The following is a 26,918-nucleotide window of genomic DNA, read 5'->3' on the forward strand; positions in this document are numbered from 1 at the left end:
CGCAGCCGCGGGGCCGGTGCTCACGCCCGGGCCGCGGCGTCGATGGCCCTGGCCAGGTCCAGGGTGCGCGACCACATGGGCCAGTGCCCGGTGGGCAGGTCCACGTACTCGACGGGCAGCCGGGACAGTTCGCTCGCCACCGGGTGGCCCTCCGCGGCCAGCTCGCGGATCGTCGCCGCCGGGAAGCTGGAGCAGATCACGGTGGTCGGCACCTCGTAGCGCCGGTCGTCGTGCAGCGCCAGCGGCTGCCGGGTGGGGCCGGCGGGATGGGGAACGGCCCGGGACCGGAAGCGCTGCAGCGCGGCCTGGTCCAGGCCGGCGAGGCTGCTGCCCTCGGCCTCCAGCTGCGCCCACCCGGGCAGCGGCAGCTCCACCACCGCCGGGTCCAGGTCGGGACGGACCGCGGCGCCGTCCGGCAGGGGCCCGGAGTCGACGTAGACGAGACGGTCGATCCGCTCCGGCGCCCGGTCCGCGGCGGCGTAGGCCACGGGCCCGGCCCCGCTGTGCGCCACCAGCACGGTGCGCTCCTCGTCGTCGCCCGCCCCCACGGCCCGGACGACCGCGTCCACGTGGTCCCCCAGGGTGATCGACGACCGGTCGGTCCCGGGGGACTCCAGGCCGGGCAGGGTCAGGGCCGTGGCACGGTGACCGCGGCGCTCCAGCTCGTCGGCCACGGCCTCCCAGGCCCATCCGCCGAGCCAGAACCCCGGGACCAGAACGATGCGGCTGCCCATGGCCTCCATGCTGGGGAAGGCCGCGGAGCGGATCAAGGCGGCGGGGAGTGTGACGGCGGCCGCCGTCGTGCCGGCCGGGGCTGGGCGCCACGGACCCTTGATTGGCAACCAATATGTTGCCTATGATGCAGGAGTGGACTCGATCTTCCAGGCGCTGGCGCACCCCGCGCGGCGGATCCTCGTGGAGGAGCTGGCCGGGCGCAACGACCAGACCCTGTTCGAGCTCACCGTCCGCCTGATCAACAACCACGGCCTGGCGATGACGCGCCAGGCCGTCACCAAGCACCTGGCCGTCCTGCGCGAGGCCGGCCTGGTGACCACCACCACCAGGGGCCGCACCACGGTCCACCACCTGGACACCGCGCCCCTGACCACCGCCCGGAAGTGGCTCGACGCCCTCCCGCCCACCTCGGAGGACCCCGCATGATCATCACCACCGCCAGCGTCTTCGTGGACGACCAGCAGAAGGCACTGGACTTCTACACCACCAAGCTCGGCTTCCAGCTCAAGACCGACCTGCCCGCCGGGCCGTTCCGCTGGCTGACCGTCGTCTCGCCGTCGGCCCCGGACGGGGTGGAGCTGCTGCTGGAGCCCTCCGAGCACCCGGCCGTCGGCCCGTTCAAGGAGGCCCTGGTGGCCGACGGCATCCCGTTCACCAGCTTCGGCGTCGAGGACGTCCGGGCCGAGTACGAGCGGCTGACCGGTCTGGGCGTGCGCTTCGTGCAGGAGCCGGCGTCGATGGGCCCGGTGACGACCGCGGTGCTCGACGACACGTGCGGCAACCTGATCCAGATCGCCGCCATGGACGAGCCGGAGCCGAACGCCCCGGCATGAGCCCGGGGCCGGACGCCCCGCTCCCACAGCGTGCTTACCGGCGGCAACAATCGGCCAAAAACCCGCCTCGCCTGCGAGAACGTTGTGCCGGGTGCGCCCGGGCACCAGCATGAGGAGCAGGGGGGTGCCACGGCGCCCCCGGGGACGAGTGCGCACCGCCCTGACGGCGCGCACTCGTCCCGCTCGGGGGAGGGTCCACGGTGACGGGCAGAGCACCGGTGGACGAGCGCGGCAGGGGGTACGGCATGAGCATGTGGTCGGTGGAGGTCACCGTGCGGACGACCCGCCGCGTGGACGGGCCCACGGTGGCGGCCGTGCTGGCTGACGCCACGGCCTGCCGGGCGGTCCTGAGCAGTCCCGGCGTGCCGGGGGCCTCCGTGCTGCTGTGCGTGGAGGCCCCCACCGGCGCGGGCGCCTACAGCGCCGCCCTGGTCCTGCTGATCGCCGACGTGCTGCCGCGGCTGGAGGGGGCGACCCTGATCGACGTGCGGATCACCACCGGCGAGCAGCCGGCTCCCCGCACGGACGGTGCCGGTTCGGCGGCCTCCGCCGCGGGACGGAGCGGCGCTCCCCCGGCCTGATCCTGGGTTCCCTCCGCATCCCGGGTCCCATCCGCTGCTGCGGCGCGGAGTACGACGGGAGGAACCGTCCGGCGAGGACGTGCCCGGCACACGCGCGGCGCGAAATGCGGGAGGATGCACCCAGGTGCGGTGCCCAGTCGCCGCAGGAACGAGGTCCCGGTGTTCGAAGCACCCAGTCTGCTCTATGCCGCCGCGGGTCTGGCCGTCTTCGCGGCCGCCCTGCTCCCCCGGCTGCTGATGCGGGCTCCCGTGTCGATGCCCATGGTCTTCCTGGGCGCGGGCGTGGTGATCTTCTCCCTGGCGGAGAACCTCCCCGACCCGGACCCGCTGGCCCACAGCGACGTCACCATCCATCTCAGCGAGATCTGCGTGCTCGTCTCGCTGATGGGCGCCGGCCTGGCCCTGGACCGCCCCCTGGGGCGCCGGCGGTGGGCCACCACCTGGCGCCTGCTCGGCATCGCCATGCCCCTGTGCCTGCTCGGGCTGACCCTCCTCGGGTGGTGGGTCCTGGGACTGAGCCTGGCCTCGGCCGTGCTCGTGGCCGCGGCCCTGGCCCCCACGGACCCCGTCCTGGCCTCCGAGGTCCAGGTCGGGGAGCCCTCGGAGGCCCAGGAGGACCTGGACGGCGAGGACGAGGTGCGCTTCGGGCTGACCTCCGAGGCGGGTCTCAACGACGGCCTGGCCTTCCCCTTCGTCTACCTCGCCATCGCCCTGAGCGTGGTGGGGACCGCCCCGGGAGCATGGTCCCCGCACTTCGTCGCCGTGGACGTGGGCTGGCGCATCGCCGTCGGCTGCCTCGCCGGACTCGCCATGGGCAGGCTCCTGGGCCGGGTCTTCTTCCGCTCCCCGTTCGAGAGCGTCCGCATGGCCTCCCACTCCGAGGGCTTCGTGGCCCTGGCGGCCACCTTCCTGACCTACGGGCTGACCGAGATGGTCGAGGGCTACGGCTTCATCGCCGTGTTCGTGTGCGCGCTGACCATCCGGGCGGGCGAGCGGGTCCACGGCTACCACGGCGTGCTGCACAGCTACATCGAGCAGCTCGAGCGCCTGCTCACCGTGGTGGTGCTCGTCCTCCTGGGCGGGGCCGTCGCCCGGGGGCTGCTCGCCGGGCTCACCTGGCGGGAGATCCTCGTCGCCCTGGCCTTCCTGCTCCTGGTCCGGCCCCTCGCCGGGTGGATCGGCCTGGCCCGAGGACGCACGGGCCCGTGGGAGCGCAGTGTCATCGCCTTCTTCGGGGTCCGCGGCATCGGGTCCGTCTACTACCTCGCCTACGCCCTGTCCAAGGGCGAGTTCACCGCCGAGGCCGAGGCCCTGTGGCGGATCGTGGGACTGGTGATCGTCGCCTCGATCGTGCTCCACGGCATCACCGCCGGACCCGTCATCACGGTGATCGACCGCGCCCGCAAGCGCAAGGCCGTGCGCGAGACCGGCACCGAGGACGCCGCTCCCCGCACCAAGATCTGACGGTCCCCCGGCGGACGTGTGGCCGGACACCGGGGGCTGCTGCTACCCTGCCGGCCATGGCCATCGAGGTCCTGCCCGCCAGCGCCGACCGGTTCGACGACGTCGCCACCGTCCTGGCGCCGAAGAACCCCGACACGGCGGCCTGCTGGTGCCTCACCTACCGGCTCAGCCCCCGGGAGAACCGGGAGCTCGGGGCCCGGGAACGGCCGGAGCACGTGAAAGCCCTCTGCGCCCGGGAGCTCCCGCCGGGGGTGCTGGCCTACCTGGACGGCGAGGTCGCGGGCTGGGCCGGCGTCGCGCCGCGGCAGGAGCTGCACGCCTTCTCCCGCGGCACGAGGATCCCGCACGTCGACGACCGCGCGGTCTGGAGCGTGTGGTGCTTCAGGGTGCGGGCCGGCTACCGCAGGAGAGGCGTCGCCCAGGCCCTGCTGCAGGGCGCGGTGGACTTCGCCCGCGCCCACGGCGCCCCGGCGGTCGAGGGCTACCCGGTCGACAACGGGGACCAGCGGGTCGACGCCGTCATGGCCTACGTCGGGACGCGGTCGATGTTCGAGAAGGCCGGCTTCCGCAAGGCCGCCGACACCGCGGCGGTCTCCGCCCGCCTGCCCCGGGTCCTGATGCGCCTCGAGCTGGGCTGACCCCGGTCCGGTCCCGCTTCCCGGCGCCCCGGGCGCCGGGCGGGCCGGTCGGGCGAAGGCGACGACGGGCGGGAACACCACCACGACGGCCGCCCACGCGTCGTGGACGGGCCGGCACCGCGCCTGCCGGCGCTCGAGCGCGGCGGGCGGGCGCTGCGCGACCTGCCCAACCTGGCGCGGCGCGTCGGCGACGCGGTCCTCGTCGATGCGCATCCTGCCTCCTGCCCCTGGATCTGGGAGGTGTCGGACCCTGTCGGTTCCAGGCATGGCCGGCGGTCGGCCCTGGGCGGCCCCCACCGCGGGGACGGGGTCAGGCCGGCCGGGGTGCTAGCCTCGGGCGTCGGTGGGCCGACGACGAGGTGGTCATGGAGAATCTGGATCCGCGCGTGCTGTTCGACGTCGTCGACCTGATGGGGGTGCTCACCAACGGCATCCTGGGCGGGGCGGTGGCCCGCCAGCTCAGGCTGGACCCCGTCGGCTTCGTGGTGCTGGCCATCGCCTCGGGACTGGGCGGCGGGATGATCCGCGACACCCTGCTGCAGGGCGGCTTCCCCGTCGCCCTGACGAACTCGGCGTACCTGGCCACGGCGATCCTCGGGGCCGCGGTCGCCTTCTTCCTCCAGCTGCGGGGCAGGTGGACGAACCGGATCCTGATCGTGGCCGACGCGCTGGCCATGGGCTGCTGGGCGGCCACCGGCACGTCCAAGGCCCTGGGCGCCGGCCTCACGTGGCTGCCGGCGATCATGCTCGGGGTGATCACCGCGGTCGGCGGGGGCATGATCCGGGACATCGCGGTGGGGCGGGTGCCGATGATCTTCGGCGGCAACACCCTGTACGCGACGGGTGCGGTGCTCGGCAGCGCCGAGATGGCCGTCCTGCACAGCCTGGGGTTCCCGAACGGGGGCATGGCGGCGGCGATCCTCACCGCGGCCGCGGTCACCGTGGTGGCGCGGCGCCGGGGATGGCGGCTGCCGGGGCCGGGAGAGTGGACCGTCCGGCTGCCCCGGCCGGAGTGGCCCCGCCCCCGGTTCCGGCGCCGCGGTGACGAGCCACCGGAGGAGACCGGCGCGGACGGGTAGCTGCACCCGCCGAGGACCCGCCGCTGGGTCCACGGCCGCGTCGACCTGGACGAGGCCGTGGAGCCCTGGACGGGCCGGCCGTCAGGGGGTCCTCTCGGCGGGGGCCGTGGGGGACGAGGAGCCGGGGCGCCCCAGGGTGCTGTGTCCGCGCAGCACGACCGGCAGCGCCACGGCGGCCAGGAGGGCGTGCAGGACCAGCGGCACCCACGGGGTGCCGGGCCACCAGTGGTGCCGATCGGTCAGATCGAGCACCTGCCCCAGCACGGCGTTGCCCACCAGCACGGCGACGCCGCCGCAGGTGGCCGCCAGGCCGTAGTAGGCACCCCGCCCCGCGCCGGTCCCGGCGCCGGGCTCCGGGGCGGGGACGAACGCCGGGATCAGGGACAGGATCGTGGGGGTGAGGAGCATGTGGCCCAGGATCAGCACCGCGACGGCGCCCAGCAGGGGCGCCGTCGAGCCGGCGGAGGGCCCCGGGTGCACGGCGGTTCCGGCGAGGATCGCGAACGCGGCGGCTTCCAGCACGAAGCCGGCCGCCACGGCGCGCCCCGGGCCCAGGCGCTGACCGGCCGCGGAGACGGGCAGCTGCAGGCTCAGGGTCAGGACCGAGGCGAGCAGGAAGAGCGCGCCCAGCCACGCCCCGTCGAGCCCTCGCCGGCCCAGCTCGACCGGCACCGCGAAGTAGAGCTGGTTGTAGACGAGCATGTTCGTGCCGGCGAGCAGGCAGAACACCACGAAGCGCCGGTCCCGCAGGCACCCGAGGGCAGGGCCGCCGGTGGCGGGGGCGGTCCGGGGCCCCTGCGCGTCCGCCCCCGTCGGGGCCCGCGCGGCCGCCCGGGGGAGGCGGTACCACAGCAGGACCGTCACGGCGCTGAAGACGGCGATCCCCGCGGTCAGGGCCGCGTCGAGACCCCACCCCAGCAGGGCCGAGCCCAGCAGCGGGCCCAGGACGGCGCCGATCTCCCCGGTGATCGCCAGCCACACGAACACCGACCGCCGGCTCTTCCCCGCCGGGCGCGGTGCGCCGGTCCCGGCGGGCCGGTCGGCGTGGGACAGCTGCGCCTCCAGGGCCGGTGAGAACAGGGCGCCACCGGCGCCGGTGAGCACCGCGCCCAGGAGGAAGAGGGGGAAGCCCGAGGCCGCCGCCAGCGTGGCGTAGCCCAGCACGCGCACCAGGCAGCCGGTGAGGATCGCCCGGCGGGCCCCCCACCGGTCGGCCACCAGCCCGCCGAGCAGGAACATTCCCTGCTGGCTGAAGGTGCGCGCCCCGAGCACCAGGCCGATCGCGGCCGCGCCCAGACCGTACTCGGCGCTCATGGCCCCGGCCAGGAAGGGGACGACGGCGTAGAAGCCGATGTTGAACACCAGCTGGGCGCCCAGCAGGGTGCGGGTCTCGGGCCGGTGGTCACCGAACGGCGTCATGGTGCTCCTGGGTCGGGCGGGGGGTGTCCAGGATCGCGCACACCTGCGGCAGGGCCGCCGCCACCAGCTGCCTGCTGTGCTCGTGCCGGGGGGTGCTGAAGAACTCGTGGGCCGGGGCCAGCTCGACCAGGGATCCGCGCAGGAGCACGGCGACCCGGTGGCTCATGTACCGGATGACGCCCAGGTCGTGGGAGATCATGACCAGGGACAGGCCGCGGTCCCGGTGCAGGCGCAGCAGCAGGTCCAGGACGGTGCGCTGGGTCACCGCGTCCAGGGCCGAGGTGGCCTCGTCGCAGATCAGCACCGCCGGCTCCAGCAGCAGGGCCCGGGCGATGGTGAGCCGCTGCAGCTGGCCTCCCGAGCACTGGCCGGGATGTCGGTCCAGCACCGCCGGGTCCAGCTCCACCTCCTGCACGACCTCCCGGATGCGCTTCCGGCGCTCCTCGGCCGTGCTGGTCCGGTCGTGCAGCAGGGGGGCCTCCAGGCTGGTGCGCAGCCTCATGCGGGGGTCGAAGGAGTCGTACGGCTCCTGGAAGACCAGCTGCACCTGCGTTCCCGCCGCGCCGGTGCGGGCCTCGCGCGTGTCCGGCGCCCGGGTGACGGTTCCGCCGTCGGGCGTCTCCAGCCCCACGACCAACCGCGCCAGGGTGCTCTTCCCGGACCCGGAGCGCCCCAGCACCCCGAGGATCTCGCCCTCCTTCAGGTCGAGGGAGACCTGCTCCAGGGCCGGGCGAGCACCGCGGCCGCGCGAGGGGAAACGCTTGGTGAGGCCCTCCAGCGCCAGGACGGTGCGCGTCCCCGGAGCAGGAGGGGGGCTCGGGGCGGGGGTGAGGGCCGAGGCCTCTACGAGGGCCTTCGTGCAGGCGCTCCGGGGAGCGTTGAGCACGGTGGTGGTCGGCCCTGCCTCCTGGATGCGCCCGGCGTCCATCACCACGACCCGGTCGGCGTAGGCCGAGACGGTGGCCAGGTTGTGGGTGATGTAGAGCACCCCCAGTCCCCGTTCGCGCCGCTGCTGGTCGAGCAGCTCCAGGATCTGCCGCTCGAGCACCGTGTCCAGGGCGGAGGTCGGCTCGTCGGCCAGGAGCAGCTCCGGCCGGCCCGCCAGGGTCAGGGCCAGCATCGCCCGCTGCGCCATGCCTCCCGAGAGCTGGTGGGGATGCGCCCGGACGCACCACTGGGGGTCCTCGAAGCCCACGTCGGCCAGCAGCTCCAGCGCCCGGGCCCGCGCCTCGTCCCCCCGGAGCCCGCAGTGGAGCTTCAGCGGCTCGCGCAGATGGTCCCCGATGGTCCGGCGGGGATTGAACATCCGCTTGGGCTGCTGGTGGAGCATGCCGATCCGGCCGCCGCGCACCCGGTTCAGCTCCGCCTCACCCGCCGTCGTGAGGTCCGTCCCGCCGAGCCGGATCGCCCCGGAGCCGACGTGCACCTGGGGGGGCAGCAGTCCCAGCACGGCCATGGCCGTCATGGTCTTGCCGCTGCCCGAGGCCCCGACCAGGGCCACGAACTCGCCCGGGGCCACGGTGAGGTCCACGCCGGACAGGATCGGGCGGACGGCCGAGGGCGTCAGGTGATCCAGGTGCAGCTGCTCGACGACCAGGCCCTCAGGCATCCGGGACCTCCCGGGGCGCGGCCGGAGAGAGCACCGACCGGGTGCTGGTCAGGTGCGCGAGGCGCTGGCCGATCAGGGTGACGCACAGCGCGACGGTGAAGACCACCAGGCCCGGGGCCAGGATCGTCAGCGGCGAGCGCGCGGCGTAGGGCTGGGCCGCGGCCAGCATCGAGCCCCAGTCCGACTGCGGCGGCTGCACCCCCAGCCCGAGGTAGGACAGCGCGCCGACGGTGATCAGGAACTGCCCGAACCGCAGCGTGGCCTGCCCCAGCAGGGGCCCGGCCAGGTGCGGCAGGAGGTGGCGGAGGACGACGAAGGAGGGCGAGCAGCCCAGCACGCGGGCGGCCTCGACGAAGCCGCGGGCCGAGACGTCGTAGGACAGCGCCCGGGCCAGCCGCGCGAAGGGCGTCCAGCCGGTCACGGTCAGGGCCAGCAGCAGGGAGGGGAAGCCCGTGCCCAGCAGGGCGACCAGGAACAGGGCCACGACCATCTCCGGCAGCGCCAGCAGGACGTCGTTGGCGCGGGTGAAGAGCTCGTCGACCCAGCCCCGGCGGCGGGCGCTGAGCACCCCGATCCCGGTGCCGAGCACACCGGTCAGCACCGTGGCCAGCGCGGCGATCGTCAGGGAGAACCGCCCGCCCTCGAGCAGCCGGCTCAGCGTGTCGCGGCCGAGGTGGTCCGTGCCCAGCCAGTGGGCCGCGCTGGGCCCGGCCAGCCGGGCGGTGAGGTCCTGCTCGGCGGGGGGATGGGGAGCGATCCAGGGCGACAGGCCCACGGAGACCACGACGAGGGCCAGGACCGCCACCGCCGCCCAGATCAGCGCGGGCCGCTCACGCACGGCGCCCCCTGAGCCGGGGGTTGAGGAACCCGTGGAGCAAGTCCGCCGCGGTGGTCAGCGCGACGGCCAGACCGACGACGACGACCACGCCCCCCTGCGCCAGGGGGATGTCGCTGTTGAGGACGGCGTCGTACAGCAGCCGCCCCATCCCGGGGATCGCGAAGATGACCTCCACGATGACGGAGCCGCCCAGCAGGCCGGCGAACCACACGGCCACCAGGGTCGTCAGGGGCAGCAGGCCGTTGGGGATCACGTGCCGCCGGACGGTCTGCGCGTGGGTGAGCCCGCGGGCGCGCGCCGCCACGACGTGCTCGGCGCCCAGGGCGTCGAGCATCCCCTCGCGCACCGCCGAGGTGAAGTAGCTCGTGGGGCGCAGCGCGAGGACGGCCACGGGCAGCACCGCGGAGGCCGGGCCCTCCCACCCGGCGGAGGGCAGCAGGGACAGGTTCAGGGCGAAGACCAGCACGAGCACCGGCGCCAGCCAGTACTCCGGCATGGCGATGAACGCCTGGGTGACCGTGGTGATGATCCGGTCGGCCGGGCGCCCCTCCTGCAGGGCGGCGGTGACCCCCAGGACCACGGAGACCACCGCGGCCGTGCCCAGCGTCAGGACCACCAGGCTCAGCGTGATCGCCAGGGCGGGCAGCACCTGCTCGAGCACCGGGGTGCGGCTGGCGTAGGACAGGCCCATGTCCCCGCGCACCAGCCGGCCCAGCCACCGCAGGTACTGCACGGCCAGGGGGTCCTGGAGCCCCAGCTGGACCGTCAGCCCCTGGACGACGGCGTCGTCGACCACCTCGCCGGCCACGCGCGACCGGATGATCTTGCGCACCGGGTCCCCGGGGGTCACGTAGGGGATGAGGAAGACCACGAAGGACGCCAGCAGGACGGTGACCCCCAGGGTCGCCGTCCTGCGGACGAGGAACGCCGTCATCGACGGACCGCTTCGTGCACGGGGGTCCCGGTGACCGGTGTCCTGCTGCGGGTCACGAGCCGGGCTTGGTCGTGTCCGCGCGCAGCACGTAGCGGGACAGCGGGTCCTGGGCGTAGTTCTGCAGCTCGGCGCGGGTCGCGTCGATGGCCTGCTCGTTGACCAGCCAGACGTTGACGGCCTGCTCCTCCAGGATCTTCCCCGCCTGGGCGTAGAGCGCGTACCGCTGCTCGGTGTCGGCGGTCCCCGCGGCCCGGGTGACGAGCTCGTCGTACTCCTCGTCGCAGAAGTGGCTGATGTTATAGCTGCCCTCGCAGGTGTAGTCCGCGGTGAGGAACCCGATGGGGTCGGCGATGTCGATCAGGCGGTTGCGCTGGCTCAGCACCATGTCGTAGTCGCCGGCCAGCAGGTCCGGTTCCACCGCGGCGTACTCCGTGGTGCGGATCGTCACCGGCACGCCGACGCTCTTCAGGTTCTCCTGGATGACGGTGGCGACGTCGGCGAACTCGGCGCGCTCCACGATGGCGACGATCTCCAGCGGCCGCTCGGCGGTGTAACCGGCGGCGGCGAGCAGCTCCTTGGCCGCCGCCACGTCCTGCTGCGGTGTCACGGCGTCCTCACCGGCCCACGGCTCCGAGGCGGCGAAGGGTCCGGTCCCCGGCAGGGCCGCGCCCTCGTAGACGCTGCTGGCGAGGGCGTCCAGGTCCAGGGCCGAGCGGACGGCCCGGCGGAAGTCGACGTCGTCGAACGGCGCCCGGCCGTTGTTCATGTACAGGGTCGCGGTGCGCGGCGAATCAGCCTTGAGGACCTCGACGCCGGCGTCCGCCTCCAGGGCGGACAGGCTGGAGACGGGCACGGAGAGGGAGACGTCCGCCTCGCCGGTCTGGACCTGCGTGGCGCGCGTCGCGCCGTCCGTGATGAAGCGGACCTCGGCGCCGGCGAGCTGGACCGGCCCGCCCCAGTAGTTCTCGTTCCGGTCCAGCGTCAAGGACTGCTTCGGCTCCTCCGCGACCGGGGTGAACGGTCCCGTGCAGTGCCCGAACGGATCCACCGACTCGCCCTCGAAGGCAGCCGGGGCCAGCACCCCGGTGTTGACGCTGGCCAGGCGGTAGGGCACCAGCGGGCTCTCGGCCGGCGTGGTGATGCGCACCGTGCGCTCGTCGACGGCCTCGACCTCGCTGACCACGGCCGGGCTGAAGGCCCGGGCCGGGACCTCCGCGTCCAGCACGTTGCGCAGCGACGTCACGACCGCCTCCGCCGTGAGCTCGGTGCCGTCCTGGAACTGCACTCCCTCGCGCAGGGTGAAATCCCACTCCAGGGGCGAGACCTGCTGCCACTCCGTGGCCAGCGCCGGCACGATCTCGCCCTCGGCCTCGTCGTACCGGGTCAGGGTCTCGAGGCACCCGGACAGGGACAGGATGTAGGCGGCGTCGCTCGCCAGGGCCCAGTCGGCCACCGGAGCGCGGAAGTTGTCCACCACGATGCGCTGATCCCGGTCGGCAGCCTGCTCGGCCCCGCCCCCCTCACCGCTGAAGCCGCAACCCGACAGGGTCACAAGGGCCACGAGACCCACGGGCACCGAGGACCGGAGAAGAGCGCGCACGAAACCACCTAAGTTCGACGTCCGGAGACGAGATGTGACGGAGGGAAAACCCCGGGGACGAGGTTAGGCAGTCCTAACCACGGCGACCAGTCGACCCTGAAGGACAACGTCATGAACGCGCACGGATTTCGTCGGCGACGCCGCCAGTGCTATAGAGCCCGGCCCGCGGGGCGGTGCAGACGGCCCGGCGCCGGGCGCGCGTGCCGGGACGCTCCGCCGCATGACGGCCGTCCCCCGGTCGCCGCAGTGCGTACCGGCGCCCGGCTGTAAGGTGAGTTCCATGCTGGGTGCCGCGGCGAGGAGGCCGCTCTCGAGAGCGAACACCGGCCGGCAGGGGGAGAACGCCGGCGTCCGCCGGTCGGTCTGCCTGTACACGCGCTCCGCCAACCCGTCCGGCATGGGCGCGCACATGCTGGACCTGGTGGAGGGCCTCACGGGCCGGGCGGACGTCTCCGTGCTGTGCCGCGACAGCCCCCGCGCCCGCTGGCTCCTGGAGGGGGCCTCCGCGCGCGGCGCCCGGACGGCGGCGCTGCCCAGCCCGCACGACGCCGCCTATCCGGCGATCATCAGCGGCTTTCTGTCCTCCCATCCGGTGGACGTCTTCCACTGCCACGCCGGCTGGGGGTGGGAGGATCCGGACGGGCTGCGCCTGGCCAGGGCCGCCGGCGTGCCGGCGGTCGTGATCACCCACCACCAGCCGTTCCTGCTCCACAAGCCCGCCAAGGCCGAGAAGCTGGTCGAGAACACCTCGTTCGCCCACGCGAGGATCGCCGTGTCGGACGGCGTCCGGGACACCTACATCGCGCACGGAGTGAGCGAGGAACGCTTCAGCACGGTGCCCAACGGGGTCAGGCCCCGCAAGGACCCGCCGGGACGGACCGCCGCCAGGGCGGCGCTGCACCTGCAGGAGGGCGACCTCGTCGTGCTGTCGACCGGCCGGCTGACGACCATGAAAGGGCAGCGCTACCTGATCGAGGCGGCGGCGCTGCTCAAGGCCGGCCACCCGAGGCTGCAGGTGGTGATCCTGGGCGAGGGCGACCTGCGCGAGGAGCTCGAGGCCCTGGTGGCCGCACGCGGCCTCGCCGGCACGGTGCACCTGCCGGGCCACCGGCAGGACGCGCGCATGCTCCTGGACGCCGCCGACGTGTTCGCCCTGCCGTCCCGCTCCGAGGGCATGCCGCTGGCCCTGCTCGAGGCGATGGAGGCCGGCCTGCCGGTGGTGGCCACCAGGGTGATCGGCTCGGCCGAGGTGGTCGCCCACGGCCGGACCGGCCTGCTCGTGCCCACCGAGAGCGCCGGGGGGCTGGCTGCCGCCCTGGCGGAGCTCCTGGAGGACGGCGAGAGGCGAGCGCTGTACGGCGAGGCCGGCCGCAGACGGTATCTCGACGAGTACACCGTCGACTGCATGGTGGCACGCACCCAGGCCGTCTACGACGCGACCCTGCAGCCCTCCCCGGAGCCGGCCCGATCCCGGTCGCGCAGCAGCCCACAGCGGTGACGGTGACCCTCCCTCCACCCCCGCACGCCCCGGGCCCCACGGAGCGGTCCCGCCGCCGGCGCGGGAGCTCGGTGCCCCGCGGACGCCCGCGGCCCACGGCCCGTCTCAGTCCTGGCTCAGGTGCCGTCCATAGCGTGGTTCCCGTGATCGCCCGGACGGACGGAGAACCCATGGAACGCAGCACGGAGCACGAGACGACCCTCGGCCATGAAGGCCGCCGGTTGCCCCGGCCCGAGGACGAGGTCGTCGACCAGGGGCTGGGCTTCGACATCGGCACCCTGCTGAACCGGCGGCGGATGCTGGCGGTCCTCGGTCTCGGGGCCACGACCGTCGGCCTGGCGGCCTGCGGCGCCGGCGGCCCGGGTGCGTCCTCCAGCGCGAGCGCCGGGACGTCGTCGGCCTCCCCGTCCGCCCCGGCATCGCCCACGGCCACGGGGGCAGCCCTGGAGGAGATCCCGGACGAGACCGCCGGCCCCTACCCCGGGGACGGCTCCAACGGCCCGGACGTGCTGGAGCAGAGCGGGATTGTGCGCCGCGACATCCGCTCCAGCCTCGGCGACGCCGGCGGGACCGCCGAGGGCGTGCCCATGACCCTGGAGCTGAACATCGCCGACCTCGCCAACGGCGGGGTGCCGTTCGCGGGAGTGGCCGTCTACGTCTGGCACTGCGACCGGGAGGGGCGCTACTCCATGTACTCGGACGGGGTCACGGAGGAGAACTACCTGCGCGGGGTGCAGATCACCGACGCGCAGGGCACGGTGCGCTTCACCAGCATCTTTCCGGCCTGCTACACCGGGCGCTGGCCGCACGTCCACTTCGAGGTCTACCCCGACCAGACGTCCGTCACCGACTCCGCGGCCGCGATCGCCACCTCCCAGGTGGCCCTGCCCCGGCACGTCTGCGACACCGTCTACGCCACGGCCGGCTACGAGGCCTCGGTGCGCAACCTCGCCCAGCTCAGCCTGGCGAGCGACAACGTCTTCGGCGACGACAGCGGCGCCGGCCAGCTGGGCACGGTCAGCGGCAGCGTCGCGGCCGGCTACACCCTCACCCTGGCCGTGGGGGTGGACACCACCACGGCGCCCACCGGCGGCCGGCTCGCCGGTGGCGGCGCCCCGGCCGGTGCGCCCCCGGCCGGGTGACTCCTCCCCCGGCGGGGACCCCCGAGCCGGCGCAGGTCGGAGGCCGCGGCGCTGGAGGAGGACGGGCCCGGCGCGGCCCAGGTCTGGGGGATCCCGACGGCGACCGGCGACAGGATCTCGGCGGGCCGGAACAGCTGCTGGAGCTGCCCGCCCCGGCGGAGATCTGCGTCCAGTCGCCGGACGCCCGGAACCTGTACGGCGGCCTCGTCCGCGGCATCGTCCGCGGCCTCGGTGCCCCCTCGACGGCACCGGAGCGGACGCCCAGCGCCGCTGCCCCTTGGCGATCCGCCACACGGCCACGGCGAGAAGGCGGACAGCCACAGCGCGGTGATCCACCGCAGGGTCCTGCGCGTCACGTCGGCTTCCGCGGATCCCGCCGCCGCCGGAGCCGCTCCTGCCACCACGCGGCGCCGGCCCCGCCGAGGAGGACGACGAGCACCACGATCGCCCACCCCAGGCGGTCCCACGACACGACGAGCACCACGATCAGCACGATCCCGGCCAGATAGCCCAGGAGCGCCGCCGCCAGCCAGACCTTCCGCGCGTGCGCCTCCGCGGCCTTCCGTGGCCGGCGCCGTGGTACGCGCGCGCTCACCGCCGGCCGCCCCACTGGTCGGAGCTGTCGTGGATCAGCCCGAGGGCGATCGGCGCCGCGCCCACGACCACCGCCCCGCCGAGCACGCCTCCGACTGCGACTTCGCGGGTCCCCAGCACGAGGAGAGTGGCCGCCTGGACGGCGAGCAGCCCGCGGGTCTTCCTCGACATGTCAGCTCCTTCCCCTTTGCCCGCATCCTGGCACGGTCACCGCGTCGCCGTCACCGCCCCTCGTGCGCATCTTCACCCGCCGGCCGGCACACCGGCCGGCGGGTGCCTCCTCGCCCGGTGGCCGCGACACCGCCGGGCACTGCCCGGCCACCGATCCCGCCCGTCCGGCGACGACTCCGAGCAGGACTACGGTGGACCGCATGCCTCGACCGCACACCCCTGCTCCCCCGCGCCTGCGCGAGGTCCACCTGCCCGAGCTCACCTCCGGCGCCCACGCCGGGATCTACGCCCACGGGACCTACGAGGCGCTGTCCTTCACCGGCGACGACCTCGCCGGGGTGGACCTGTCCGAGGCGCACTTCACCGACTGCTCCTTCGCCCGTCTGAACGTCCACGAGCTGGAACTCACCGGCACCCGGATCACCGACTCGCACCTGTTCCGCCTGGACGTCCCCACGGTCTCGGCCGCCTACGCGAGCCTCCGCAACACCGTGCTCGAGGCCTCCCGGCTCGGGGTGCTCCAGTGCGTCGAAGGCACCTGGGACGCCGTCCACGTCCGCGGCGCCAAGCTCGGGTACGTGAACCTGCGCGGAACGGGTCTGCGCGACGTGCTGTTCACCGACTGCGTCATCGAGGAGCTCGACCTCACCGGCACGCAGGTGGAGCGGCTGGCGTTCGCCGGCACGGAGCTCGGTGTCCTGGACGTCTCCGGCGCGGCCCTGAGCGACGTCGACCTGCGCGCGGTCGACCTGCCGGAGATCACCGGCCTGGCGCACCTGCGCGGGGCGGCGCTCAACCATCTCCAGCTGCAGCAGCTGGCTCCGGCGATGGCCGAGCACCTGGGCCTCTACGTGGAGGACTGACCGCCCGTCCGTCCCCGACTCCCGGGCCAGGGCGGCGTCCGAGCGGTCGTCGACCACCGTGCCGGTCGCCGCCCTGCTCGGGCGTCGGCACCAGGGCGGCCTCGTGGCGGCGGCCGGTGGTCCGCCCGAGCCGGCGTCGAGCAGCCAGCCGGACCGCTGCCTGGTGGAGGGTTCCCTCGGGGACCTCAGGAGGGGCCCGGGAAGCGATCGGGCGTGCGTCCTGCTGAGGTCGTGGACGACCAGGCGCACCGTGGCGTCACGGGCGCGGGCGGTCGGAACGTGCTTCCTGCCGCCGCGCTGGTCCTGCGCTGCGGGCGATGCGCCCCAGCTCCTCCTGCACGATCTCCATCGCCCACTCGCTGCCCTCGGAAGCCGGTTCCATCAGCAGGTGGATCGCCAGTCCGTCGATGATCGCGTGCAGCCGTCGCGCCTCCCGTTCGATCTGCTGGTCACGGGCCCTGCCCGTCAGCATCTCCACCAGCCGGGTGCACGCCTCGCCCAGGTGTCGGTAGGCCTGATCCCTGATCGGCACCAGCTCCTGCAGGGCGGGGCTCTCGGCGATCAGGGCGATGTTGACCTCCAGCTCCGCCCGGCTGTCCGGCTCGAGCGGCAGCAGGTGCTGCACGATCTCCAGCGCGTACTGCCGGGGGTCGCTGGAGCGCGGGGTGGCCAGGATCCGATCCCTGGCGCGCTGGACCATCAGCTCCGCGGAGAACGCCAGCAGCTCCGCACGGGTGGGAAACACATGACGCAACGACCCGACCGCCACCGATGCCTGCTCGGCGACCGTGCGCACCGACACCGCGCCGATGCCCCGCTCCACGATGATCCGCCACACCGCTTCCGCCAGCTGCGCCTTCCGCGCGTCGCGGTCGATTCTCCTGGGCATGCACCTGAAAGTAGCACAGTCGTGCTACTGTGCCTTCTCAGCACGACCGTGCTGGAACGTGGAGAGGCCATGAACCTGATCCTTGCGATCATCCTGGCGTGCGAGATCGGCTTCTGGGTGCTCATCGTCGCCGGGCTGCTCGCCCGCTATGCGCTGCGCCGACCACGTACCGGTGCCGTCCTGCTGGCGCTGACACCGGTGGTCGACCTCGTGCTGCTCACCGCCACGGTCCTGGACCTGCGCGCCGGGGCGACCGCCGGCGTCGTCCACGGCCTGGCAGCCCTCTACCTCGGCTTCTCGGTCGCCTACGGCCACAAGACGGTCAGGTGGGCCGACACCCGCTTCGCCCACCGGTTCGCCGCCGGCCCCGCTCCCACCCGGAGCTACGGGGCCCGTCACACGAAGGAGTGCTGGAGGGACGTCGGGCGCACCGCAGTCGCGGTGCTGATCGCCGCGGGCCTGCTCCACCTGCTCACCGTCCTCGTCGGCGATCCCGGCAGGACCGGCGCGGTGACCGGTCTCCATCCGGTCCTCGGCATCATCTTCCTGCTCGACCTGATCTGGGCGGTCAGCTACACGCTCTGGCCGAAGAAGCAACCGCTCCCGGTGCCGTAGCCGGTCCTGTCGACGCTGCACCACCGCCTTCGGCCTTGCCCGTGGCCTGCTGGGTCCCCGGCCTCGGTGGCCCGGTGGGACGACCCCGACGTGCGGTCACCTGATGAACCCGCCGGAGGTCGGGGACGATGCAGGTCGAGACCCGGTGGATCCTCGGAGGGGCACTGTCCGGGTGCGGCGGGTCGAGCGTGTGCGGTGCCTCCCGAGCCTTCCGTGTCCTCGACGGCGGACCGTGCTGGCCGGGCGAGCGGGACCGGCCGCGCCGGAGGACGTGCACGGGCACCGGGCGCCGGAGGCCGGTGCTCCCCTGCTGCGGGTCCTGGTCCAGGGGCTCGAGCACGGACTCCTGCCGGTGCTCCTCCCCGGCCATCGGTGCGTCCCGCAGCGGGGAGACGGACTCCGGGGCTCCCGCCCGCAAGCGGCAACGGGAACCGCACCGAGGAGTCGTGCACTACCGTCGTGCTTCCGGAGCGTCGTGCTTCCGGAGCAGTGGAAGGAGGCAGGTTCCGATGGACGGGTCGACGTTGCAGGAGATCGCCATGCGCACGGTGGCCGGGTTGCCGGCGGTGACGCACACCTTCCCGTTCGGCCCCGAGCACGACGTGTTCAAGGTGGCCGGCACGGTGTTCCTGATGGCCACGGAAGCGCCCGGGGAGCAGATCGTGACGCTCAAGTGCGAGCCCCCGCACGGCTCGGCGCTGCGCCAGGAGTTCGCCACGATCACCCCCGGCTACCACATGAACAAGACGCACTGGCTCTCCGTCGCCGCCGGACCCGGGATCACCGAGCAGCTCGTGGCGGAACTGGTGCTCAGTGCCTACGCGCTCGTCCTCGAGGGACTGCCCGCTCCGCGGCGCCGGCTCGTCACCGGTGCGACCGGCGGGTGAGGGGCAGCGACCCGGCCGCGAGGGCCTGCAGCTGCTCGACGGCGGCCAGGGCAGGAGTTCGCGCGGGCGTCGACCCACCCACCGGCTCTCTCGACCGGTCCGGCGAGGACGCCCCGGCCCGGGGTCGGGCACCGCACGGCAGGACGTCCGCCGAGGTCCCGAACGTGCGGAAGACTGTGAGTCCTCCGGCCACGAGGTCCCGGAGCAGTCGAAGGGAGGGTGCGGGTGCGTCGATCTGAACCGGAGTCTCGGGGCCCACGATGCGGGGGGCACGGCGCTCGCCGAGCTCGCCGCCCCCTGGGCATCGTGCTGCTGGGCGTCGACGGGGCCGGGAAGACGACCACGGCCGCAGCCCTGGCCGCGGCGGTCCGGGCTGCGGGACGGCCGGCGATCGTGCTGCGCAACCGCTCGGGTCGCCGCTGGCTGACCCGCACCTCGGCCCGTTTCGGGGTGGAGCTGCCGGCGCGCTGGGCGGACCGGGTCGAGACCGTGGTGCGCACCGCCAACGTGATCGTGTCCCGGACCCGGGCGAGGCACCGGGACGGGCTGGTGGTGCTGGACCGCCACCTGGTGTGCCAGCTGGTGCTGCGCAGAGCCCGGGGCCTGCCGCCGGGCCGCGTCCTGCCGCGGCTGGCCGCCGCCTGGCTGCGCTCCCAGACCGTCGTCGTGCTCGACGCCCCGGCCGGGACCGCCCACGAACGGATCCTCGCCCGCGGGGAGGACGACGAGTCCCTGGAGTTCCTGCGCACCACCCGGGCCGTCTACCTGGAGCTGGCCCGCGCCTGGGGCTGGAGCGTGGTGGACGCGACCGGGACGACGGAGCAGATCGTCGCGCGGATCGCGGAGGCCGCCGGCCTCTGACGGGCCCGCCGTCCCACGGCGGTCGCCGGAGGCCGGGAGGTGGTCCCCAGCCATCGGCGAACTGCTTGCGCGACGGGATGCCAGCCGCACTCCGTGAGGCCGCCACGGACAGGGCGCTCGACGACGGCCAGCAGGAGCGACGACCAGCGTCAGCATGGCGGGCCGCTGACCGGATCACCCGGGGCCCTCCGGGGCATCGGGACGCCAGGACCGGCCGTCCGCGGGAGGGGCGGCAGCCTCCCGGGCCGCCGTGTTGGCCCGACCGGTGGCGGAGACCAGCACGGCCGCCTCCGTGAGCAGCCCGGTCAACCCCACGACCACGCCCCAGCCGCTCCCGCCCAGCACGGCGCCCACCAGCGCCGCGACCACGGTGAGGGCCGCGACCGGCACCGTCCTCCCCACCCGCGGCAGGGCCGCGGCGTGGCCGGCGACCCAGGCGGCGTCGGAGGCCTGGGTGTGCCGGGTGCGGATGCCGACCAGGCCGTTGCGGTCGAGGGCTCCCCCGGCGGCCGCGCGGGTCATGGGCACGCACACGGCAGGGATGACGACGAGGCCGAACAGCAGAGGGATCAGGGCGAGGAGGTCTTCGCTCATGGGCCGCTTCCGGTAGGGGCTTCCACCGTACGCGCCGCCGGCAGGACGCCCCCTGCCGGCGGCGCCGTGGCTGTCCGGGCGAAGCCGGCCCCGCCCTGCCCGGATGCTGTCCGGTCGACGGACCAGGACACGCAGGGACCAGCTGGGGCAGAGCCGGGGAACCGCTGGTGCACGAGCACGAACCCGTCGCGGTCGTTCACCCGTCCTGCCGTGTGGAGCGCAGGTGTTGCCGGCCGGCCCTGCGGACGGCCGCGGTGATGCGGGCCAGCCGCTCCGAGTCCAGCGTCCAGGTCTGCCAGTGGAGCACGACGTCGCGGTGGGCCTGGTCCTCGAGCACCACCAGGGGCCCGCCGACGAGGTCCGCCCCCAGCTGCAGCTCCGGGAGCATGCCCCAGCCCAGGCCGGCGCGGACGGCCGCGAGGAACCCTTCGGAGGACGGGACGGTGTGCGTGGGCGGGGACTGCTCGACCCCGCGGGCCCGGAGGACCTGGTGCTGCAGGTCGTCCTTGGCGTTGAACCGCAGCACGGGCATGCCCGCCCAGTCCAGGCCGCCCTCGGTGGTGAACCGGCGACGCAGCTCCGGGGTGGCCACGGGGAGGTAGCGCATGGACCCCAGCCGCTCGACCCGGCACCCGTTGACCGGTGCGGGATCGGCGGTGACGGCTCCCAGCACGTCGCCTCGGCGCAGGAGGCGGCTGCTGTGGTCCTGGTCCTCCACGTGCAGGTCCAGGGTGGCGTCCGCCCATCCCGCGGCCTCGGCCAGGACGGGCACGAACCAGGTGGCCAGGGAATCAGCGTTGACGGCCACCGGGGTCACGGTCCGGGAGGAGCTCCCGTGGCCCAGGGCGTGCCAGGTCTCCGCTTCGAGAGCCTGCACCTGGCGGGCCGTGCGCAGCAGCACCGCCCCGGCCTCGGTGGGGGTGCAGGGCGTGCCGCGGCGCACCACGACCTGGCCCACGGAGGTCTCGAGGGCCTTGATGCGCTGGCTCACGGCCGAGGGGCTGATTCCCAGCAGGTCCGCGGCCGCCTCGAAGGTCCCCTCGTCGATGATCGCGGTCAGGGCGCGCAGGTGCTCGAAGTGCATGCAGCAAAACTAATGCATCGATGCATTCTTTCATTTGTCTTCAGTCGGTGGTCTGGCTACGGTCGAGGCCATGTGGAGCATCTGGGGCACCGGGATGATGACCGGCCTGGCACTGATCGTCGCCATCGGCGCGCAGAACGCGTTCGTGCTGCGCCAGGGCATCCGCCGGGAGCACGTCGGGGTGGTGGTGGTCCTGTGCATGGCCGGCGACGCGGTGCTGATCCTCGGCGGCACCGCCGGGATCGGGGCCGTGGTGTCCCGGTTCCCGGAGGCGCTGGACGTGCTGCGGTGGGGCGGGGCCGCCTACTTGACGTGGTGGGGCGTGCGGTCCTTCGTCTCGGCGCTGACACCGTCGTCCTTGACCGCCGGGGCTGCGCGGTCGCGGGGATCCGTGATCACCACCACCCTGGCCCTGACGTACCTGAACCCCCACGTCTACCTCGACACCGTGGTGCTGCTGGGCGGCCTCGCCAACCAGCACGGTCCCGGTGCCCGGTGGGTCTTCGCGGCCGGGGCCGTGGTGGGCAGCGTCGTGTGGTTCTCCGCCCTCGGCTACGGCGCCCGGGCCCTGTCCGGCGTGCTCGACGACCCGCGCACCTGGCGGGCGGTGGACCTGGTGATCGGTGTGGTGATGCTGGTCCTGGCCGTCGGCCTGGTCCGGGGCTGACCCCACCGCCGGCGACGGCCACGGCCCCGGGGGCAGCGCCGGCAACGTCGGCAACGCCACTTCTGGCCCCGCCCTGGGCGCACCGCCGGCCCTGGTCCCGGCCTGCGGCGCGGGACGAGGCACCACCCCGCCGTGTTCGTGCTGTCCACGGCGCCCTCCGGGGCACGCGGCTGTACATCCCCACGGGCCTCCCCCTAGGGTAGAGGGCAGGTGAGCCGGGAAGTCTGGTCGGCATGTTCTGTCGTCGACCCCTCCTGGAGGAGCCCCCGTGGCCACCACCGATTCCCACCACCCGCACTCGGCCCCGACCGGCCGGGGCAGCTACGCCGAGGTCCTGCGCATCGGGGAGATCCTGCGCCGGGAGACCGTCGGCGGGATGCTGCTCGTCGCCGCCGCGGCGCTCGCCATCATCTGGGCGAACTCCCCCTGGGCGGACAGCTACTTCGCCCTGCGCGATCTGAAGGTCGGCTACGCGCCCTGGCACCTTCAGCTGTCCCTGGGCGCGTGGGCGGCCGACGGGCTGCTGGCCGTCTTCTTCTTCCTGGTCGGCCTCGAGCTCAAGCGCGAGTTCGTCGCCGGTGACCTGCGCGAGGTCCGCAAAGCTGTCGTGCCGGTGGCCGCGGCGGTGGGCGGCGTGGTGGTGCCGGCGCTGATCTACACCGCCGTCAATGCCTCCAGCCCCGCCACGGTGGGCGGGTGGGCGATCCCCACGGCCACCGACATCGCCTTCGCCGTGGCCGTGCTGGCGATCATCGGCTCCCACCTGCCCTCGGCCCTGCGCCTGTTCCTGCTGACGCTGGCCGTGGTCGACGACCTGCTGGCCATCTCCATCATCGCGGTCTTCTACACCGAGAAGGTCCACCTGAGCCCGCTGCTGTGGGCCCTGCTCCCGCTGGCCACCTTCACCGTGCTCACCCAGGCCTTCCGCCGGTTCTTCGGCACCCGCCCCTGGGCGGCGTGGGTCGTCCTGCTGCCCCTGGGGGTGCTGGTGTGGGCCCTGGTCCACGCCTCCGGGGTCCACGCCACCGTCGCCGGGGTCCTGCTGGGCTTCGCCGTGCCGGTGATCCGCAGCCAGGCCTCCGGCGGGCCCACCGCCGGGCCGGGGCTGTCGGAGGAGTTCGAGCACCGCTTCCGCCCGCTCTCGGCCGGGATCGCGGTGCCGGTGTTCGCGTTCTTCTCCGCCGGTGTCGCCCTCGGCGGCTGGCAGGGCTTCACCACCGCCCTCACCGCCCCGGTGACCCTCGGCGTGGTCGCCGGGCTGGTGGCCGGCAAGCCGATCGGCATCCTCGCCGCCACCTGGGTGACCACCCGGATCACCCGCACCCGCCTGGACCCCTCCTTCGGGTGGATCGACCTGTTCGGCGTCACCCTGCTGGCCGGGATCGGCTTCACCGTCTCCCTGCTGATCGCCGAGCTGAGCTTCGCCCCGGGCAGCGCGGAGGCCGACCAGGCCAAGGTCGCCGTCCTCACCGCCTCCGTGCTGGCCGCCGCCCTGGCCACCGTGGTGCTGCGCGCCCGCGACCGCCACCACCGTGACGTCCAGGCCGAGGAGGCCGTCGACGCCGACGCCGACGGCGTCCCCGACGTCTACGAGCACGACCGCGGCGTCTGAACGGCACGGGAGCCAGGCTCCCGTCCTCCTCGTGCCGGCGCCCCGGCCCTCAGGGCCGGGCTCCGGGCCGGGTGAAGGCCAGCCAGACGGTGGGGACGAGACCGGGGCCGGCCGGGGCGTGGCCGGTCCCGGCGAGCTGGTCGTTGAGCCGCCCGTCGTAGGCCGACAGGAGCAGCCCCGCCAGTTCGCCGGCCTCGACGGTGAAGGCGAGCCCCTGGTGGTCGGCCACGCGCCCGAGCGCCTCCGTGACCGCGGCGGTCAGGGCGGCTCGCTGCTCGGAGACGACGTCGCGCACCCGGGGTGAGCGGCGGGCGGCCAGCAGCAGCTCGAGGCGCACGGAGTGCCAGGTGGTGTCGGAGGTGAAGTCCGACATCCCCTCGACGACGCGCCCCACCACCGTGGCGGTGGGCTCCCCCGCCGCCAGCCAGGTCTCCAGCTGATCGTCGAGCCGGGTGATCAGCTGCCCGACGTGGTCCTCGTACATCGCCAGGGCGAGGTCGGTCTTGGAGGCGAAGTTGCTGTAGAAGGCGCCTCGGCTGAACCCCGCCGCCGCGCACAGCTCCTCCACGCTGGCCCCCTCGATCCCCTTCTCGGCGAAGACGGCCGCGGAGGTGGCCAGCAGCCGGGCCCGGGTGGCCGCCCGCGAGCGCTTCGCGGCCGGGTCGCCGGCGGTGGGGGTGTCCATGGTGAGCCTCGTCCCGTGCATCGGTGTGTCCAGCTTCCATGCACCAGTGTATCGTCAGGTTCCAAAAGTCGATACACTCGTGTATCCAGTCGGTTGCCGAAAGGTCTTCCCATGCCCGCGCTCTCCCCGTCCCGCCCGCACGCCCCCGCCCACCGGAGACGCCGGTCCCCCTGCCGTTCCGTGCGGTTCTGGCTGCTGCCCGTCCTGATGGTGGCGCTGCTGGCCGCCGCCGGGACCGGGTTGTACATGGGGGGGCTGGCCAACCCGACCGCGCACCTGAAGGACTTCCCCGTCGCCGTGGTCAACCAGGACGCCGGCGCGCAGGTGCCCGGCGAGGACGGGGCCACCGTGCAGCAGAACCTGGGCCGGCAGATCGTCGACGGCTTCGTCGAGGAAGCCGCCGAGGGCGGGGAGCTGGACCTGCGGGTGCTCTCCTGGGACGAGGCCCAGCGGCAGCTCGGGACCGGGAAGATCTACGCCGCCGCGGTCGTCCCGGAGACCTTCTCCGCCGACGCCGTCGGCCTGGTGTCCGGGTCCCTGACCCAGGAGCAGACCGCGCGGCCGACCGTGACCGTCTACACCGACCCCCAGGCCGGAGCCCTGGGCACCCGCCTGGCCACCGGGGCGATCGAGCCGGGGCTCGAACAGGCCGGCACCACCCTGGGCGCACAGCTCACCGCGGCCGCCCAGGACGCCGAGGACCGGGCCCGCGCGCAGGTCGAGCAGCAGCTGGCCGACAGCCAGGCCCAGCAGGTCCGCCGGATGCAGCAAGCCACCGCCCAGGCCGGGCCCGCCGCCCAGGTCTTCGCCCAGCAGCTGGCCCAGCAGCAGGACACCCCCGCCCGGCTGGCCGACCAGCTCGCCCCCCGGATCAGCGCGGCCTCGGCCGTGCTGCTGGCCGACCCGGTCCAGGTGACCACCACCGCCTACCACGACCTCGAGGAGGGCACCGCCCTGGGCATGGGCGCCTTCTACTACGCCATCCTGCTGCTGGTCCTCGGCCTGACCGGGTCCATCGGCATCAACGTGCTCGTCGACGGGCGGCTGGGCATCGCCCCGCTGGAGCTGGGCCCGCGCTTCCGGCAGGGCCTGGCCACCACGCCCTCGCGCCCGGTGACGTTCCTGCTCAAGTGGGGCCTGTTCGTCGTCGCCGCCGCCCCGGCGGCCGGCGTGGTGATGTGGGTCGCCCACGCCGCCGGGGTGCCCCTGCCCCACGGGCAGGTGCTGTTCCTGACCAGCTGGCTGGCGATGGCCGCGGTCTCGGCGGTGGTCTTCGCCCTGCTCACGCTCTTCGGCAGCGCCGGGATGCTGCTGGCCATGCTCTACCTGGTCCTGATGGGCCTGCCCTCCGCCGGCGCCGTCGTGCCCCTGGAAGCCCTGCCGGCCTTCTTCCGCGCCATCGCCCCGGCCGAGCCGCTGCACCACATCGCGATGGCCGTCCGCTCCGTGCTCTACTTCGACGCCGCCCCCGGCGCCGGACTGCGCACCGGCGCCCTCGCCCTGACCGCGATCCTGGCAGCGGCCGTGCTGGTGGCGCTGGCGGTCGGCACGGCCTACGACCGGACGACCGGACGCCGCGGGGCGGCGGCACAGCGGGTCGGGCCCGCCGTCTGACCCGCCCGCCCGGGAGGGCCGGCCGCCCTGCTCGGGGACAGCGGCCGGGCACCGCGCCCACGGACCCTCCGCCGCCGGCCCCTACCGCGGGGCCGCGGGCCCAGGACCTACGAGGCCACCCGGTCGCGTGCGGTGCGACGCGCTCCCGTGGAGCCGGCCTCGGCGTCGGGCCGGTTGATCTCGGCCCACACCTCGTCCAGGGACAGGCCGAGGACATCGGCGATCGCGGCGACGGTCGGGAAGGCCGGAGTGGCGACACGACCGGACTCGATCTTCCGCAGGGTCTCCGGGGAGACGCCGGCATCGAGGGCGGTCTCGAGCATCGAGCGCTCTCCCCGGCCCCGGCGCAGCAGGGCGCCGAGGCGCTGCCCGCGTTCGACCTCGGCGGCAGTGAGCGGCAGTCTGACCATGGCTCCCATACTAGGACCGGGATAACATGGCCGGTATAATTATTGGTCACCCGAGGAGGACGCCCATGATCGAGATCCTGAGTACGGCCGAGCTGGCCCGGGCGAAGGACACCGGCGCCCTGGTCGCCGGCATCCTGCAGACCCTCAGGAGCCGCACCACGGCCGGGACGAATCTCCTCGACATCGACCGGTGGGCGCAGACCATGATCCTGGAGGCCGGGGCGCGCTCCTGCTACGTCGACTACGCCCCGTCCTTCGGACGTGGGCCGTTCGGCCACTACATCTGCACCGGGGTCAACGACGCCGTGCTCCACGGGCTGCCCCACGACTACGCGCTGGCCGACGGAGACCTCCTGACCCTGGACCTCGCCGTCTCCCTCGGCGGCGTCGCCGCGGACGCGGCCATCAGCTTCCTCGTGGGCGAGGCGACACCCCCGCAGAGCGTCGCGATGATCGAGACGACCGAACGCGCGCTGTCCGCGGGGATCGCCGCGGCCGTACCCGGAGCTCGCGTCGGCGACGTCTCCCACGCCATCGGCTCCGTCCTGGGGGCGGCGGGCTACCCGATCAACACCGAGTTCGGCGGTCACGGCATCGGCTCGACGATGCACCAGGACCCGCACGTGGCCAACACCGGCCGGCCCGGCCGCGGCTACAGGCTGCGCCCCGGGCTGCTGCTGGCCCTGGAGCCGTGGGTCATGGCCGACACCGCCGAGCTCGTCACCGACGCCGACGGGTGGACGCTGCGCAGCGCGACAGGCTGCCGGGCGGCGCACAGTGAGCACACGATCGCCATCACCGACGCCGGACCCGAGATCCTCACCCTGCCGACGCAGGAGCAGCAGTGACGGCGGCGCCACGCGCGCCCCCGGGATCGGTGCGGCCGAACCGGCTCCCGCCCTGCATGGCTTGGTCGTCGTCACGGATGCTCGTCTCCACGGCGGTGCACAGCTCGACGGCGTCGATCAGTCCGTCGACGAGGCCTGCGGCGATGCCCCGCCC

30 protein-coding genes are annotated in these 26,918 nt (G+C 74.1%); 16 read left to right on the forward strand and 14 right to left on the reverse strand.

Annotation, left to right across the window (positions count from 1 at the left end; genetic code table 11):
- Positions 1–20: 20 nt before the first annotated feature.
- Positions 21–734, reverse strand: coding sequence for an alpha/beta fold hydrolase (locus M3185_RS09290; RefSeq protein ID WP_251333387.1), 714 nt, complete (start codon positions 732–734; stop codon positions 21–23).
- Here M3185_RS09290 and M3185_RS09295 point away from each other — a divergent pair.
- The 6 genes from M3185_RS09295 to M3185_RS09320 all read left to right on the forward strand — a co-directional run bounded on the left by M3185_RS09295 (position 733) and on the right by M3185_RS09320 (position 5,330).
- Positions 733–1,161 carry an ArsR/SmtB family transcription factor gene (locus M3185_RS09295; RefSeq protein WP_251333388.1) on the forward strand — a complete coding sequence of 143 codons (429 nt, stop codon included), beginning with the start codon at positions 733–735 and terminating at the stop codon, positions 1,159–1,161. The genes M3185_RS09290 and M3185_RS09295 overlap by 2 nt on opposite strands.
- On the forward strand, positions 1,158–1,568 hold the full coding sequence (locus M3185_RS09300) for a VOC family protein (protein ID WP_251333389.1): 411 nt from the start codon (positions 1,158–1,160) through the stop codon (positions 1,566–1,568). The genes M3185_RS09295 and M3185_RS09300 overlap by 4 nt, the downstream gene beginning before the upstream one ends.
- Before the next feature lie 245 nt (positions 1,569–1,813).
- Positions 1,814–2,149: a hypothetical protein gene (locus M3185_RS09305; protein WP_251333390.1), complete on the forward strand. Its 336-nt coding sequence runs from the start codon at positions 1,814–1,816 to the stop codon at positions 2,147–2,149.
- Positions 2,150–2,308: 159 nt separating this feature from the next.
- On the forward strand, positions 2,309–3,613 hold the full coding sequence (locus tag M3185_RS09310) for a cation:proton antiporter (RefSeq protein WP_251333391.1): 1,305 nt from the start codon (positions 2,309–2,311) through the stop codon (positions 3,611–3,613).
- A gap of 56 nt (positions 3,614–3,669) precedes the next feature.
- Positions 3,670–4,251, forward strand: coding sequence for a GNAT family N-acetyltransferase (locus M3185_RS09315; RefSeq protein ID WP_251333392.1), 582 nt, complete (start codon positions 3,670–3,672; stop codon positions 4,249–4,251).
- Positions 4,252–4,616: 365 nt separating this feature from the next.
- On the forward strand, positions 4,617–5,330 hold the full coding sequence (locus M3185_RS09320; protein ID WP_251333393.1) for a trimeric intracellular cation channel family protein: 714 nt from the start codon (positions 4,617–4,619) through the stop codon (positions 5,328–5,330).
- Between the two features lie 81 nt (positions 5,331–5,411).
- Here M3185_RS09320 and M3185_RS09325 read toward each other — a convergent pair whose 3' ends face one another.
- The 5 genes from M3185_RS09325 to M3185_RS09345 are packed head-to-tail and all read right to left on the reverse strand — an operon-like array spanning position 5,412 to position 11,730.
- Entirely contained in the window at positions 5,412–6,749 is a 1,338-nt protein-coding gene (locus M3185_RS09325) for an MFS transporter (protein ID WP_251333394.1), read from the reverse strand.
- Positions 6,733–8,358 (reverse strand): nickel ABC transporter ATP-binding protein NikE, encoded by a 1,626-nt coding sequence (gene nikE, locus M3185_RS09330; RefSeq protein ID WP_251333395.1) that lies wholly within the window; start codon positions 8,356–8,358, stop codon positions 6,733–6,735. Before nikE ends, M3185_RS09325 begins: the two co-directional genes overlap by 17 nt.
- Positions 8,351–9,196, reverse strand: coding sequence for an ABC transporter permease (locus M3185_RS09335; protein ID WP_251333396.1), 846 nt, complete (start codon positions 9,194–9,196; stop codon positions 8,351–8,353). Before M3185_RS09335 ends, nikE begins: the two co-directional genes overlap by 8 nt.
- A complete protein-coding gene (locus tag M3185_RS09340; protein ID WP_251333397.1) occupies positions 9,189–10,130 on the reverse strand; it encodes an ABC transporter permease in 942 nt (313 codons plus the stop codon). The genes M3185_RS09335 and M3185_RS09340 overlap by 8 nt, the downstream gene beginning before the upstream one ends.
- Before the next feature lie 52 nt (positions 10,131–10,182).
- Positions 10,183–11,730, reverse strand: coding sequence for an ABC transporter substrate-binding protein (locus M3185_RS09345; RefSeq protein WP_251333398.1), 1,548 nt, complete (start codon positions 11,728–11,730; stop codon positions 10,183–10,185).
- Positions 11,731–12,010: 280 nt separating this feature from the next.
- Between M3185_RS09345 and M3185_RS09350 the strand changes: the two genes are divergently transcribed.
- Both M3185_RS09350 and M3185_RS09355 read left to right on the forward strand, forming a co-directional pair.
- A complete protein-coding gene (locus M3185_RS09350) occupies positions 12,011–13,228 on the forward strand; it encodes a glycosyltransferase family 4 protein (protein ID WP_251333399.1) in 1,218 nt (405 codons plus the stop codon).
- Positions 13,229–13,398: 170 nt separating this feature from the next.
- Positions 13,399–14,370, forward strand: a complete 972-nt coding sequence (locus M3185_RS09355) for an intradiol ring-cleavage dioxygenase (RefSeq protein ID WP_251333400.1) — start codon at positions 13,399–13,401, stop codon at positions 14,368–14,370.
- 352 nt (positions 14,371–14,722) lie between these two features.
- Here M3185_RS09355 and M3185_RS09360 read toward each other — a convergent pair whose 3' ends face one another.
- Complete coding sequence (locus M3185_RS09360) at positions 14,723–14,965, reverse strand: hypothetical protein (protein WP_251333401.1); 243 nt, start codon at positions 14,963–14,965, stop codon at positions 14,723–14,725.
- On the reverse strand, positions 14,962–15,135 hold the full coding sequence (locus M3185_RS09365) for a hypothetical protein (protein WP_251333402.1): 174 nt from the start codon (positions 15,133–15,135) through the stop codon (positions 14,962–14,964). The genes M3185_RS09360 and M3185_RS09365 overlap by 4 nt, the downstream gene beginning before the upstream one ends.
- A 200-nt stretch (positions 15,136–15,335) precedes the next feature.
- Between M3185_RS09365 and M3185_RS09370 the strand changes: the two genes are divergently transcribed.
- Positions 15,336–15,998, forward strand: coding sequence for a pentapeptide repeat-containing protein (locus M3185_RS09370; protein ID WP_251333403.1), 663 nt, complete (start codon positions 15,336–15,338; stop codon positions 15,996–15,998).
- Between the two features lie 256 nt (positions 15,999–16,254).
- On the opposite strand, the gene M3185_RS09375 is transcribed toward M3185_RS09370, so the two are convergent.
- Positions 16,255–16,887 (reverse strand): TetR/AcrR family transcriptional regulator, encoded by a 633-nt coding sequence (locus M3185_RS09375; protein WP_251333404.1) that lies wholly within the window; start codon positions 16,885–16,887, stop codon positions 16,255–16,257.
- Between the two features lie 69 nt (positions 16,888–16,956).
- Here M3185_RS09375 and M3185_RS09380 point away from each other — a divergent pair, with 69 nt between their 5' ends.
- From M3185_RS09380 to M3185_RS09390, 3 genes are all read left to right on the forward strand, one after another.
- Entirely contained in the window at positions 16,957–17,502 is a 546-nt protein-coding gene (locus M3185_RS09380; RefSeq protein ID WP_308222188.1) for a hypothetical protein, read from the forward strand.
- 509 nt (positions 17,503–18,011) lie between these two features.
- Entirely contained in the window at positions 18,012–18,389 is a 378-nt protein-coding gene (locus M3185_RS09385; protein ID WP_251333405.1) for an MmcQ/YjbR family DNA-binding protein, read from the forward strand.
- Positions 18,390–18,695: 306 nt separating this feature from the next.
- Positions 18,696–19,250: an AAA family ATPase gene (locus M3185_RS09390; protein WP_251333406.1), complete on the forward strand. Its 555-nt coding sequence runs from the start codon at positions 18,696–18,698 to the stop codon at positions 19,248–19,250.
- 174 nt (positions 19,251–19,424) lie between these two features.
- On the opposite strand, the gene M3185_RS09395 is transcribed toward M3185_RS09390, so the two are convergent.
- The gene (locus M3185_RS09395; protein WP_251333407.1) at positions 19,425–19,844 is read right to left on the reverse strand and encodes an SdpI family protein; all 420 of its coding nucleotides are present in this window, start codon (positions 19,842–19,844) and stop codon (positions 19,425–19,427) included.
- A gap of 196 nt (positions 19,845–20,040) precedes the next feature.
- On the reverse strand, positions 20,041–20,928 hold the full coding sequence (locus M3185_RS09400) for a LysR family transcriptional regulator ArgP (RefSeq protein ID WP_251333408.1): 888 nt from the start codon (positions 20,926–20,928) through the stop codon (positions 20,041–20,043).
- A 70-nt stretch (positions 20,929–20,998) separates the two neighbouring features.
- Here M3185_RS09400 and M3185_RS09405 point away from each other — a divergent pair, with 70 nt between their 5' ends.
- On the forward strand, positions 20,999–21,595 hold the full coding sequence (locus M3185_RS09405) for a LysE/ArgO family amino acid transporter (protein WP_251333409.1): 597 nt from the start codon (positions 20,999–21,001) through the stop codon (positions 21,593–21,595).
- Positions 21,596–21,833: 238 nt separating this feature from the next.
- Entirely contained in the window at positions 21,834–23,207 is a 1,374-nt protein-coding gene (gene nhaA, locus M3185_RS09410; RefSeq protein ID WP_374238489.1) for a Na+/H+ antiporter NhaA, read from the forward strand.
- A gap of 49 nt (positions 23,208–23,256) precedes the next feature.
- Here nhaA and M3185_RS09415 read toward each other — a convergent pair whose 3' ends face one another.
- Positions 23,257–23,892 carry a TetR/AcrR family transcriptional regulator gene (locus tag M3185_RS09415; protein WP_251333411.1) on the reverse strand — a complete coding sequence of 212 codons (636 nt, stop codon included), beginning with the start codon at positions 23,890–23,892 and terminating at the stop codon, positions 23,257–23,259.
- Positions 23,893–24,003: 111 nt separating this feature from the next.
- On the opposite strand from M3185_RS09415, the gene M3185_RS09420 reads away from it, so the two are divergent.
- Positions 24,004–25,506, forward strand: coding sequence for an ABC transporter permease (locus M3185_RS09420; protein WP_251333412.1), 1,503 nt, complete (start codon positions 24,004–24,006; stop codon positions 25,504–25,506).
- A 107-nt stretch (positions 25,507–25,613) separates the two neighbouring features.
- On the opposite strand, the gene M3185_RS09425 is transcribed toward M3185_RS09420, so the two are convergent.
- Positions 25,614–25,916 (reverse strand): helix-turn-helix transcriptional regulator, encoded by a 303-nt coding sequence (locus tag M3185_RS09425; RefSeq protein WP_251333413.1) that lies wholly within the window; start codon positions 25,914–25,916, stop codon positions 25,614–25,616.
- A gap of 65 nt (positions 25,917–25,981) precedes the next feature.
- Between M3185_RS09425 and map the strand changes: the two genes are divergently transcribed.
- Positions 25,982–26,764 (forward strand): type I methionyl aminopeptidase, encoded by a 783-nt coding sequence (gene map / locus M3185_RS09430; protein WP_251333414.1) that lies wholly within the window; start codon positions 25,982–25,984, stop codon positions 26,762–26,764.
- Here map and M3185_RS09435 read toward each other — a convergent pair.
- Positions 26,736–26,918: hypothetical protein (locus M3185_RS09435; RefSeq protein WP_251333415.1), on the reverse strand; the 183-nt coding region annotated here is incomplete at its 5' end. The two genes, map and M3185_RS09435, sit on opposite strands and share 29 nt — an antisense overlap.

It is taken from the genome of Kocuria rosea (assembly GCF_023715525.1).
GTDB classification, from domain to species: domain Bacteria; phylum Actinomycetota; class Actinomycetes; order Actinomycetales; family Micrococcaceae; genus Kocuria; species Kocuria rosea_A.

What these genes read in the sequence shown, in the direction of transcription:
- M3185_RS09355 (WP_251333400.1), top strand. Translation starts at nt 13,399, where the DNA reads ATGGAACGCAGCACGGAGCACGAGACGACCCTCGGCCATGAAGGCCGC.
- M3185_RS09380 (WP_308222188.1), top strand. Translation starts at nt 16,957, where the DNA reads ATGAACCTGATCCTTGCGATCATCCTGGCGTGCGAGATCGGCTTCTGG.
- M3185_RS09415 (WP_251333411.1), bottom strand. Translation starts at nt 23,892, where the DNA reads ATGGACACCCCCACCGCCGGCGACCCGGCCGCGAAGCGCTCGCGGGCG.
- M3185_RS09420 (WP_251333412.1), top strand. Translation starts at nt 24,004, where the DNA reads ATGCCCGCGCTCTCCCCGTCCCGCCCGCACGCCCCCGCCCACCGGAGA.
- M3185_RS09300 (WP_251333389.1), top strand. Translation starts at nt 1,158, where the DNA reads ATGATCATCACCACCGCCAGCGTCTTCGTGGACGACCAGCAGAAGGCA.
- M3185_RS09370 (WP_251333403.1), top strand. Translation starts at nt 15,336, where the DNA reads ATGCCTCGACCGCACACCCCTGCTCCCCCGCGCCTGCGCGAGGTCCAC.
- M3185_RS09315 (WP_251333392.1), top strand. Translation starts at nt 3,670, where the DNA reads ATGGCCATCGAGGTCCTGCCCGCCAGCGCCGACCGGTTCGACGACGTC.
- M3185_RS09375 (WP_251333404.1), bottom strand. Translation starts at nt 16,887, where the DNA reads ATGCCCAGGAGAATCGACCGCGACGCGCGGAAGGCGCAGCTGGCGGAA.
- M3185_RS09350 (WP_251333399.1), top strand. Translation starts at nt 12,011, where the DNA reads ATGCTGGGTGCCGCGGCGAGGAGGCCGCTCTCGAGAGCGAACACCGGC.
- M3185_RS09395 (WP_251333407.1), bottom strand. Translation starts at nt 19,844, where the DNA reads ATGAGCGAAGACCTCCTCGCCCTGATCCCTCTGCTGTTCGGCCTCGTC.
- M3185_RS09425 (WP_251333413.1), bottom strand. Translation starts at nt 25,916, where the DNA reads ATGGTCAGACTGCCGCTCACTGCCGCCGAGGTCGAACGCGGGCAGCGC.
- map (WP_251333414.1), top strand. Translation starts at nt 25,982, where the DNA reads ATGATCGAGATCCTGAGTACGGCCGAGCTGGCCCGGGCGAAGGACACC.
- M3185_RS09305 (WP_251333390.1), top strand. Translation starts at nt 1,814, where the DNA reads ATGAGCATGTGGTCGGTGGAGGTCACCGTGCGGACGACCCGCCGCGTG.
- M3185_RS09405 (WP_251333409.1), top strand. Translation starts at nt 20,999, where the DNA reads ATGTGGAGCATCTGGGGCACCGGGATGATGACCGGCCTGGCACTGATC.
- M3185_RS09385 (WP_251333405.1), top strand. Translation starts at nt 18,012, where the DNA reads ATGGACGGGTCGACGTTGCAGGAGATCGCCATGCGCACGGTGGCCGGG.
- M3185_RS09365 (WP_251333402.1), bottom strand. Translation starts at nt 15,135, where the DNA reads ATGTCGAGGAAGACCCGCGGGCTGCTCGCCGTCCAGGCGGCCACTCTC.
- M3185_RS09400 (WP_251333408.1), bottom strand. Translation starts at nt 20,928, where the DNA reads ATGCACTTCGAGCACCTGCGCGCCCTGACCGCGATCATCGACGAGGGG.
- M3185_RS09295 (WP_251333388.1), top strand. Translation starts at nt 733, where the DNA reads ATGGCCTCCATGCTGGGGAAGGCCGCGGAGCGGATCAAGGCGGCGGGG.
- M3185_RS09340 (WP_251333397.1), bottom strand. Translation starts at nt 10,130, where the DNA reads ATGACGGCGTTCCTCGTCCGCAGGACGGCGACCCTGGGGGTCACCGTC.
- M3185_RS09325 (WP_251333394.1), bottom strand. Translation starts at nt 6,749, where the DNA reads ATGACGCCGTTCGGTGACCACCGGCCCGAGACCCGCACCCTGCTGGGC.
- M3185_RS09290 (WP_251333387.1), bottom strand. Translation starts at nt 734, where the DNA reads ATGGGCAGCCGCATCGTTCTGGTCCCGGGGTTCTGGCTCGGCGGATGG.
- nikE (WP_251333395.1), bottom strand. Translation starts at nt 8,358, where the DNA reads ATGCCTGAGGGCCTGGTCGTCGAGCAGCTGCACCTGGATCACCTGACG.
- M3185_RS09320 (WP_251333393.1), top strand. Translation starts at nt 4,617, where the DNA reads ATGGAGAATCTGGATCCGCGCGTGCTGTTCGACGTCGTCGACCTGATG.